Source organism: Polaromonas sp. P1_G4 (genome assembly GCF_056405475.1).
The window spans coordinates 1-8,417 of the sequence record NZ_JBFUCA010000152.1 but is presented as its reverse complement, the minus strand read 5'-3'; the positions used below and the strand labels follow the sequence as shown (position 1 = coordinate 8,417).

Sequence of the window (8,417 nt, the reverse complement as noted above, 5' to 3'; positions counted from 1 at the left end):
ACCGCCTGGTGATCGACATGGCGAGCATGACGGTTGTTGCCTTCCCCTCGATTGCTATCAATAACGTAGCTGCTTGCGCCCGTTCATAAAGGGCTGCAGGCCAAAATGATGCCAAATCGGCCCGGCCAGGCACCACACGCACTACCTGAATATGCGGGAGCCGATCAGCACGCCCAGCTTCCGGTAGCTTTCCCACTGCGCTTCGTCAAAGAACTGGTCAAACGTGGTTTGCTGCGGGAACGACGGCTTTTTGGTCTGGTATTCAAACAGGTCAAGGGGGGCGCCCTTGATCAAACGCGGCTTGAGCACCAGCAAAATACTTTCGGAGGGCTTGCCCGGCTGGCTGCTGGCATAGCGCACGCGGTAGAGCAGCGCACACTTTTCGTCGAGCGGCGCCAGCGGATCGGTTGCCGGTCGCAGTTCAGATTCGTCGCGGGCGAAATAAGGCGCCAGTGTGGCGGCATTGGGTGCAAGCCGTGGCACCGCGCTCGGCCCGACACATTCAAACTCGGCACCGAAATCGATGCGTGCCAGGCGCATGAGATTGGCAAGGTCTTCAAAGCTGTAGTTCGGGTCTGCGCCGCAATCGCAGCAGACGATGAAGTCCACCCGCCTGCGCAACAGCTCGAAGACGCCGGTGTTTTCAAAGTGCCCGCCGTCGCTCAGGTACCAGTGCGAGCCGTCCGTGCCCAGGAAGCGGGCGCGCAATTCGCGCTGCAGATAAGTCTGGTTGCGCCAGAGCGGGAACGGCGTTCGGGGGTCGGATTTTCCGGAGTTCCACCACCAGCCCAGGCGTATGTTGATGATGGTGAACAGCATGGCCTGCCCCAGCGCCGTACCCCGCCCCAGCCCGGTCGAAAATGCCGCGCCCGACACGCCCACCCATTGGCCGATGGACAGCTCGGGCGGCGCCCGCCTGGCGGCTTTGGCCTCAATGCCTGCGAAATTGCCGGTCTTTGCATTCCAGAGCCTGCCGTCCACGGTGATGCCCGCGGGCGTGACAGCCAGCGGCAGGCCCTGCCTGTCCCGCTGGGTGAGCTGGTCGCCGGTGCCCGTGGTGGCATTGATGGTCACGTTGATGAGGTGGGCCGGACCCAGGTGGTCGTTGCGGTAGTAGGCCTCGCGCGTGAAGTCATCGCTTGCATCGGCTTCGGTCACGTCCATCTTCGGGCGTTCCGATTCAAACCGCGCCTTGTTGGACGCCCCCAGGTAGGCACGCGTGAGGCGCGCACCGTACATCACCTGCAGGCTCGACAAATTGATGAACCCCAGAAAGTAGCCAGCCACCGCCACAGCCAGGAGGCAAAAAACAATGGAAATGACCGGGTAGAAGTATTGCCAGACCCATGATGAGTCCGCGCCAAAACGGACCGTGGTGAACATGGATTCGATCATCAGCTGCCCGAGCCCCGGCAGCGGCGGCTGCATGCCAAACAGCAGGGCCGCGGCCGCGCAGTTCCAGGCCACGGCCAGCAGCAGGGCCAGCGCCAGCCCGACCGCGCCAAGCAGGGTGTTGAGCGGAAGCCTGCTGAGCAGGCCGTCTTTTCCGGGCTGGGCCAGCACCGGCGCAAACTGCTTCACGGYCGCCACCAGGGCTGCGACCACGCCGGCCACGCTGAAAACAGTGAGCGGTGTTGACTGGCTTGTCGCCAGCCAGAGATACAGCGTTTGYCCCGCGGTTTCAATCAGCGCCAGCACGGCAATGATGAATGAGTACGTCAATACCCGCGAAAGCCACCGTGTGATGCGGTTGCGAAACAGCCCGGGTGATTGCTGCGGAAGGTACTTCGCCACAAAGAACACGCCCAAAGAAAAAGCCAGGATGACATCGATCAGCACCAGCAGCAAAACGGGCACCGGAACAGCCTCAAGCAGTGACCCGGCGCCGGCGGCCGGCGGCGCTACCCGGCTCCAGAAGACACAGGCAGCCAGCACACCCGCGGCCAGCAAGCCGGCGGCCGCAAGCGCTGGGGCGGGGATGGCCGGCAGCGGCGCTTTCCTTGCGCCGGCTGTACCGGCGCCGGAAGGCGAGGTGTCCTGGTCGAGCCAGTAGGCCGCGCCGCACGGTATGACCGCAAGCACGAGCCAGATGCCCAGCACCCCAAACCACGGGCTGAACCAGATGTCTCCACCCTTCAGCGGAGGCCTGGGCTGCATCATGGATTCCAGCGTAAGCCCCAGCGCATGAAACCCCTCCCAGGGAATCTGCAGGCTGCCGTAACGCAGGGCAAACATCAAAAGGAAGATGGTCAGCAAGGTCACGCCGATCACGTAATGCACCGCGCACAGGTTGCGGATGGCAATGGCGATGTCGTAGAGAAAGTCACCGGTGTTGTTCGGTGCCAGGTAACGCCCGTTTTCACGCAGCCAGCGCAAGGGGCGGTCGGGCATCTGGGTGAGCGCGGTCTGGACCTTGCTCAGCCTGCCGGGTGGGTCGGTCGCGAGTGCTTCGTAGGCTTCGGTGGCCAGCACTTCGGGTGCGGGCGGCGCAGGAGGTGTTTGCGGCGAGTGGGGAGCGGGAGGCGTGAGGGGTTCCCGGGCGCGAAACAGGGCCGAGAAAAAACTGCCGGTGTACCCGCCTCCGCTGACGGTGGAAAGGAAATCAAACCGGGCCAGCAGCGGCCAGGGCTTTTGCCTGTCGTTAGCGCCTCTTCCCGGGCCGCTTCCCGGGCCACTTTCTCCCGGCAGGTTGAACCCGGCTTTTGCCAGCGCCTGCAACACGCCAAGGCAAAAGGTGGCGCTGCGAATGCCGCCGCCCGACAGGGCCAGGCCCCACAACTCCCGGGGCGCCGTGCCGCCGGCGTAAATAAAACCTCGCCGGAAATCAATGGCCTTGCGCTCTTCTTCTTGCGCCCCCTTCTGCGCCTGTTCCTGCGCTTGTTCCTGCGACTGCTCCGGTGTGAGTGGGTTTCCAGTGCCTGGCTCGGTCATATCTCGCCTCCTTGGGCAAACAACACAGCTACCGCATGGGCTTTGAAGACGGCTCCGGCGTTGCCATGAAACGCGACGCCCTGCAAAGACTCAGGCCAGCTTAGGCAGGCGGTGCGGGAAAGACAAGGCCCTTATTCCCACAAATCGTATCGAAGCAACGCGCAGGCGGCGGCGTCATCTGGCAGACGGGCAGGCGTAGAGCCGGTGACACCTGACAGTTTCATCACCCGAACTGCTATCAATAACATAGCTGATCGCGCCCAAACATAAAGGGCTGCAGGCCAAAATGATGCGTAAATAATTGCTGTGGAGGCCGCTGGAATGCGTGGGCGCCCCTGCCCCGCGCAGCTTCATGTCCAATACAGGCATGGAACCGACGAACGACACACCCCAAACCGACCAGCGCCTGACGGCGCTGGAGATCAAGGCCAGCTTTACCGAAGACCTGCTGGACCAGCTCGACAAGGTCATCGTGCGGCAGCAGCAGCAAATTGATGCGTTGGTGCGCGAGGTGGCAGAACTGAAAGCCGGCCCGGTGCGCGACGGCGATGTGACAGTGGGCCGCAGCCTGCGCGACGAGCTGCCGCCGCACTTCTAGGCCTGCCCGCAGCTCAGACACCGAGATGCGCGGCGAGCTGGTCGAGGGTGCCGCCGTAGCCTTGCGTGMGCGACGGCTTGAGCTCTTCGAAATACTGGCGTTCAGCCGCAAGCTCACCAAAGGGTCGCGCGCGCAATGACACGACGGTGCTTCCGTTTTTCTCGGCGAAGGTCACGGTGTTCTCAATTTCCAGGGGGCAGGCTTCGCTGAATGGCGCGCGCGCAATGCCGCAGTGTTCGTTGGCAAACGAGTTCAGCCACACGATGCGTTCACCCTCGGCGATTTCACGGTAATTGAACCGGCCCCACATCGTGGGTGCGCCCGGAAACTTCATGGCGTAGTGAAAAAACCCGCCGGGCCTGAACTCGAAACGCAGCAGGTCGATGGARCAGCCCTTGGGCCCCCACCACTGCTGGATGTTGCCGGCCTCGCTCCACGCTTTCCATACGCGCTCACGCGGGGCCTTGAACACGCGGTCGATCAGGAACGGGGAAGCCATGGCTGCCTTGCTGTCATTTGCGGGCATGTTTCTTTCCTTTTTTGGGGGTTGATTGAGTTGACTGGGCTGATGACGTGGATGTGTCCGGCTGCAAAAACGCGTCGAGCCTGTCGAAGCTGTCTTCCCAGACATTGCGGTACAGCGCCATCCAGCTGGCGACTTCTTTCAGGGGCGCGGCCTCCAGGCGGCACGGCCTGGTTTGCGCCGCACGTCCGCGCGAAATCAGGCCCGCCCGTTCGAGCACCTTCAGGTGTTTCGAAATGGAAGGCTGCGTCATGTCGAAGGGGGCTGCGAGTTCATTGACCGTCGCTTCGCCGGAAGCAAGCCGGGCGACGATGGCGCGGCGGGTCGGGTCCGCGAGGGCGGCGAACGCCTTGTTGAGGGTGTCTGGGGTCATTACATGGCCAATCGTTTATATAGCTGTTTGGCTATATTAAGGCAGTCAAAACAGGATGTCAACCGCTTGCCTTGGGCCTAACTACCAGAGGTTCTTGCCGTCGATCACCGTCACAGGTGCTTCGGCCGCGTCGAACCCGTCAAAGAGGCGGGCATTGACGCCGATGCGGCGGGTGGTGCCGTCCCAGCTGCCGTCCATCTCGAATGCGGGGCTGTCTGAATAGGTGGACACGCCGCATTCGGCGCAGAAGTGGTGGTCTACCAGCTTGGTCTGCCAGCGGTAGATGGCGTCGCCATCCGTGGGCGTGGTGACATGGAACTGCCCGGGTGTGTAGTACGCCAGCAGCGCACCGCGCCTGGCGCAAAACGAGCAGGTGCAGCGCGTCAGCTGCGCGGGGATTTCGCCGTCAATGCGAAAGGCGTTTTTGCCGCAATGGCAGCTTCCTGTGATCGTCATGCGCCACCTCCTCGGACTGTTGCATCGCCGTCTTCACCTTCCCCGTATTCGTCGTCTTCTTCATCCGTTTCATCTTCTTCATCTTCATCGGCCACGACGCCGGCAATTTCCTCTGCTCCGCCTGCGGCCAAGATGCCTTCGCCCTCTTCATCTTCTGCTTCCGGGTCTTCATCGCCGACGACTTCCCCTTCTTCCAGGAAGTCGGCCTCGTCCATTGTCCGGTCAGGCAGGATGTCGGCATCAGGCCGCTCATCGCCGATGACACCGGCACGCTCGCCGGTGCCGGCAGCGTCGCTGTCGCTGGCCAGCTCTTCGTCGCTGTAGGCACCTAGCGTGTCGCTGCCGGTGTCTGAACTGTCGCCCGGGCCGAGCGACTGTGTGTCTTTTCCGCGCATCCACTGTTCGGGCGGAATGCTGCCACCCGCAATGCTGCTTTTTGCCATGCTGTGCCTTCTTTCATGCTTGTACCGGCGCGAACCACGCGCAATGACGATGGGAAAGGCGCCAACCGCCGCCCCTTGAGATGGCGCTATTTTTTACCCAGGTACTGGCGCACGGCGGAGGCTGAATTGCCGACAGCCTTGACGGCGTCGCGCAGTTGCTGCTCGGTGCAACCCAGGGTTTTGGTCCAGTCGCGAACCTCATAGTCCTGCCCCAGGGCGATGAACCTGCGGTCCACAGCGGTTTCAGTTGTATCGTCAGCCATGACGCATCTCCTAGGGAAAAAACGAATGCTAGGACGAAATGTCTGGGGTAACCTGTAGGACAAAACCCGTCACGCAGGCAGTCCGTCTTCCGCTGCCGGCTGACATCTCCAGGTGCATGCCATGTCACTTCCACCGGATTTCAAGCCTTCAGACTTTTCCATCGGCTCCATCAGCGACCGCCAGCTCGTGAACCTGGCCAAGCTGGCCGGTGCCATGACGGAAGGCGACGCGCTGACGCCGGAGCTGCAGGAATTCACCCTGCTGATCATGGAAAAGTGCGCCGACATCGGCGACAAGTACAAAAGCCAGAAACACGGGCGCACCGCCGGCGACGAGATTCGCGCCCTGTTCGGGGTTTACTGACCACCCTGTGGGCGGCAGACCCACGCCGCCGTCCCTGTCAATTTGCTACCAAATTAATAGCTGCTTGCGCTTATCCCTATTGGGCTGAAGGCCAGTTTGATGCATAAACCAGCCGTGGCTAGCCGCCGGCTTCCGTCGCCGGGTGCGCACCCGGCACTGCAGCGCCCGTGCGAAGCAGCACGGCAGCCAGCAAGGCTGCACATGCCGCAAACACCGCACCGATGACAAACGCCAGCTGGTAGCCGCCATTGAGCGCCACCACGGCATCGGCACCCGCACCGGCCAGCGAACCGGTGCGCGCCGCCGCCAGGCTGGCCAGCACCGCCAACCCCAACGCGCCGCCCATCATGAAGGAGGTATTGACCACGCCCGAGGCAATACCGGACTCGGCTGGGTCCACGTCGCTCATGGCGGCCAGCAACACCGGGTTGAAGGCCATGCCGGCCCCCAGCCCCAGCAGCAGCATGCCGGGCAACACGTCGAGCACAAAGCCGCCGCCCACCGGCGCACGCGCGAACAAGGCCAGGCCCAGGGCGGCCAGCAGCAGGCCGGCAGACAGCGGTGCGCGTATGCCGAAACGCATGACGATTTTGGCCGACAGGCCGAGCGAGAACGCGGCCATGATCAGGTTGGCGGGCAAAAAGCCCAGGCCGACCTGCAGGGCGCTGTAGCCCAGCACCAGTTGCATATACAACGCCGAAATAAAGAACCAGGCAAACATGGCCGCGGCCCACAGTACGCCGACCACGTTGGCGGTAGCGACGTTGCGCAGGCGGAAAAGGCCCAGCGGGACCAGCGGTGTCGTGACCTTGGCTTCGATGGCCAGGAAGATCGCCATCAGCACTGCGGCAACACCCAGCAAACCGAGTGTCTGGCCTGACAGCCAACCGGCTTCGTTGCCGTTGACGATGCCGTAGACCGCCAGCATCAGCGCGGTGGTGACGGTGACGGCGCCCCACACGTCAAGCCGCGCGCCGGTGGCCTGCCCCTTGCCGCCGGGCAGCAGGAACAGGCACAGCGCAAACACGGCGCCGCCTATGGGCAGGTTGACCAAAAAGATCCAGTGCCAGTTGAGCGAATCGGTCAGCACGCCGCCCAGCAGCACACCGATGCTGCCGCCGCCGGCACAGACAAAGCCGTAGACACCCATGGCTTTGGCGCGCTCGGCCGGTTCGGTGAAGAGGTTCATGATGAGCGACAGCGAAATCGCCGACACCACCGCGCCGCCCAGGCCCTGCACCGCACGGGCCACCACCAGCAGCACCTGCGAATTGGCCAGGCCGCAGGCCAGCGAGGCCACGGTGAACAGCGTGAGCCCCGCCAGGAACAACCTGCGCTGGCCATACAGATCGCCCAGCCGGCCGCCCAGCAGCAAAAAACCGCCGAAGGTCAGCATATAGGCGTTCACCACCCAGACGAGCGAGGTCTCGGTAAAGCCGAGGTCTGTGCGGATGGATGGCAGCGCCACATTCACGATGGTGGTGTCGAGCACGATCATCAGCACGCCCAGGCAGAGCACCACCAGTGCCCACCAGCGCTTTCGGGTTTCCATGTTGTGTGTCATCTGCAGTTTCTCCCCGGTTCAATGAAGGTCGATCGGCGTCATCAGCGGAATCAATTCATGAGGCTCGTCTGGTTCGCAAACCCGGATGCTATCAAATCAATAGCTGGTTGCGCGCGTTCATATTGCTCTGGAGATCATTTTTATGATGAACACGCCGCAGGAGCGGTGCGGGGTGCCTGTGTCCTACAAGCGCAGCCGGATTTGGCGGATAGAAGCCGGGCATCCGGCTGGCTAATTTAGCGGTCAGGAAACGGGAGCACCGTGGCCCTCCCGGCACCCTGGCATAGCCCCGGCATGGCGGAAAGCAGGCGCCGGCTGGATCAGCGGTTGAGAATATGCAGGATGTTGCCGTCCGGGTCCTTGAACCAGGCGCCTTTGAAGTCGCCCGCGACATGCGCATCGCCTTGCAGCGTCATGCCGGGCATGTCGTAGTGTTCAAACACCACGCCTTTGGCCTTGAGCGCCTTCAGGATGTTGTCGAATTCGTCGCCCACGCCCCACGTGGCGGATGTGGCCTTGTTGGTGCCGGCGAAAGACGAGACATACACCACCACGGTGGCGGTGCCGCTCTGGTAGGTGAGCACGCCCTCTTCGGCGGTGTCCAGCGGCGTGAGGCCGAGCGTGCTTCCATAAAATTTCTTCGCCGCCGCAAGGTCCCTGACGGCGATGGTGGCCATGGCGTTTCGGTTGSCAAGCATGATTGGATGATGGCTCCTTTCAGCTCCCATGTTTGTGGCCGCGCCGGGGCATGTCAACCCTGGCCCAGCGGGAAAAATGTGTCCTTGTGTACGTGCACCGGACTCCGCATGCAAAGAAATGTATCCACGCTCCGCCGGCAGGTAAACCGGCGCAACACCCTGCAAGAACACTGGTATTGGGTACRGGGATAGCATCCAATGGTG

The 8,417-nt window shown here is 62.7% G+C and carries 10 protein-coding genes; 2 read left to right on the top strand and 8 right to left on the bottom strand.

The genetic code is table 11. The annotated features are described in order from the left end of the window. Window positions 1–141 precede the first annotated feature (141 nt). Window positions 142–2,931 carry a hypothetical protein gene (locus AC1D1X_RS09840; protein WP_477698205.1) on the bottom strand — a complete coding sequence of 930 codons (2,790 nt, stop codon included), beginning with the start codon at window positions 2,929–2,931 and terminating at the stop codon, window positions 142–144. A 367-nt stretch (window positions 2,932–3,298) separates the two neighbouring features. Here AC1D1X_RS09840 and AC1D1X_RS09835 point away from each other — a divergent pair, with 367 nt between their 5' ends. Further along, window positions 3,299–3,529: a SlyX family protein gene (locus AC1D1X_RS09835; RefSeq protein WP_457282270.1), complete on the top strand. Its 231-nt coding sequence runs from the start codon at window positions 3,299–3,301 to the stop codon at window positions 3,527–3,529. Window positions 3,530–3,542: 13 nt separating this feature from the next. Here AC1D1X_RS09835 and AC1D1X_RS09830 read toward each other — a convergent pair whose 3' ends face one another. The 5 genes from AC1D1X_RS09830 to AC1D1X_RS09810 form a co-directional block, all read right to left on the bottom strand. Beyond that, complete coding sequence (locus tag AC1D1X_RS09830; RefSeq protein WP_477698204.1) at window positions 3,543–4,055, bottom strand: SRPBCC family protein; 513 nt, start codon at window positions 4,053–4,055, stop codon at window positions 3,543–3,545. Further along, window positions 4,042–4,425, bottom strand: a complete 384-nt coding sequence (locus tag AC1D1X_RS09825) for an ArsR/SmtB family transcription factor (protein WP_477668188.1) — start codon at window positions 4,423–4,425, stop codon at window positions 4,042–4,044. The genes AC1D1X_RS09830 and AC1D1X_RS09825 overlap by 14 nt, the downstream gene beginning before the upstream one ends. Window positions 4,426–4,506: 81 nt before the next feature. Next, on the bottom strand, window positions 4,507–4,881 hold the full coding sequence (locus AC1D1X_RS09820) for a GFA family protein (RefSeq protein ID WP_477668189.1): 375 nt from the start codon (window positions 4,879–4,881) through the stop codon (window positions 4,507–4,509). Next, the gene (locus AC1D1X_RS09815; RefSeq protein ID WP_477668190.1) at window positions 4,878–5,324 is read right to left on the bottom strand and encodes a hypothetical protein; all 447 of its coding nucleotides are present in this window, start codon (window positions 5,322–5,324) and stop codon (window positions 4,878–4,880) included. Before AC1D1X_RS09815 ends, AC1D1X_RS09820 begins: the two co-directional genes overlap by 4 nt. A gap of 86 nt (window positions 5,325–5,410) precedes the next feature. Beyond that, window positions 5,411–5,587 carry a DUF3606 domain-containing protein gene (locus AC1D1X_RS09810; protein WP_477668191.1) on the bottom strand — a complete coding sequence of 59 codons (177 nt, stop codon included), beginning with the start codon at window positions 5,585–5,587 and terminating at the stop codon, window positions 5,411–5,413. A gap of 121 nt (window positions 5,588–5,708) precedes the next feature. Between AC1D1X_RS09810 and AC1D1X_RS09805 the strand changes: the two genes are divergently transcribed. Next, window positions 5,709–5,951: a hypothetical protein gene (locus AC1D1X_RS09805; protein WP_477648985.1), complete on the top strand. Its 243-nt coding sequence runs from the start codon at window positions 5,709–5,711 to the stop codon at window positions 5,949–5,951. A gap of 118 nt (window positions 5,952–6,069) precedes the next feature. On the opposite strand, the gene AC1D1X_RS09800 is transcribed toward AC1D1X_RS09805, so the two are convergent. Together AC1D1X_RS09800 and AC1D1X_RS09795 are read right to left on the bottom strand one after the other, a co-directional pair. Beyond that, window positions 6,070–7,515: a DHA2 family efflux MFS transporter permease subunit gene (locus tag AC1D1X_RS09800; RefSeq protein ID WP_477668192.1), complete on the bottom strand. Its 1,446-nt coding sequence runs from the start codon at window positions 7,513–7,515 to the stop codon at window positions 6,070–6,072. A 320-nt stretch (window positions 7,516–7,835) separates the two neighbouring features. Beyond that, window positions 7,836–8,213, bottom strand: coding sequence for a VOC family protein (locus AC1D1X_RS09795; RefSeq protein ID WP_477698203.1), 378 nt, complete (start codon window positions 8,211–8,213; stop codon window positions 7,836–7,838). Window positions 8,214–8,417: the final 204 nt, after the last annotated feature.

Excerpts from the sequence above, each read along its gene's own strand:
- AC1D1X_RS09835 (WP_457282270.1), top strand. The coding sequence starts at position 3,299 with ATGGAACCGACGAACGACACACCCCAAACCGACCAGCGCCTGACGGCG.
- AC1D1X_RS09825 (WP_477668188.1), bottom strand. The coding sequence starts at position 4,425 with ATGACCCCAGACACCCTCAACAAGGCGTTCGCCGCCCTCGCGGACCCG.
- AC1D1X_RS09820 (WP_477668189.1), bottom strand. The coding sequence starts at position 4,881 with ATGACGATCACAGGAAGCTGCCATTGCGGCAAAAACGCCTTTCGCATT.
- AC1D1X_RS09815 (WP_477668190.1), bottom strand. The coding sequence starts at position 5,324 with ATGGCAAAAAGCAGCATTGCGGGTGGCAGCATTCCGCCCGAACAGTGG.
- AC1D1X_RS09810 (WP_477668191.1), bottom strand. The coding sequence starts at position 5,587 with ATGGCTGACGATACAACTGAAACCGCTGTGGACCGCAGGTTCATCGCC.
- AC1D1X_RS09805 (WP_477648985.1), top strand. The coding sequence starts at position 5,709 with ATGTCACTTCCACCGGATTTCAAGCCTTCAGACTTTTCCATCGGCTCC.
- AC1D1X_RS09800 (WP_477668192.1), bottom strand. The coding sequence starts at position 7,515 with ATGACACACAACATGGAAACCCGAAAGCGCTGGTGGGCACTGGTGGTG.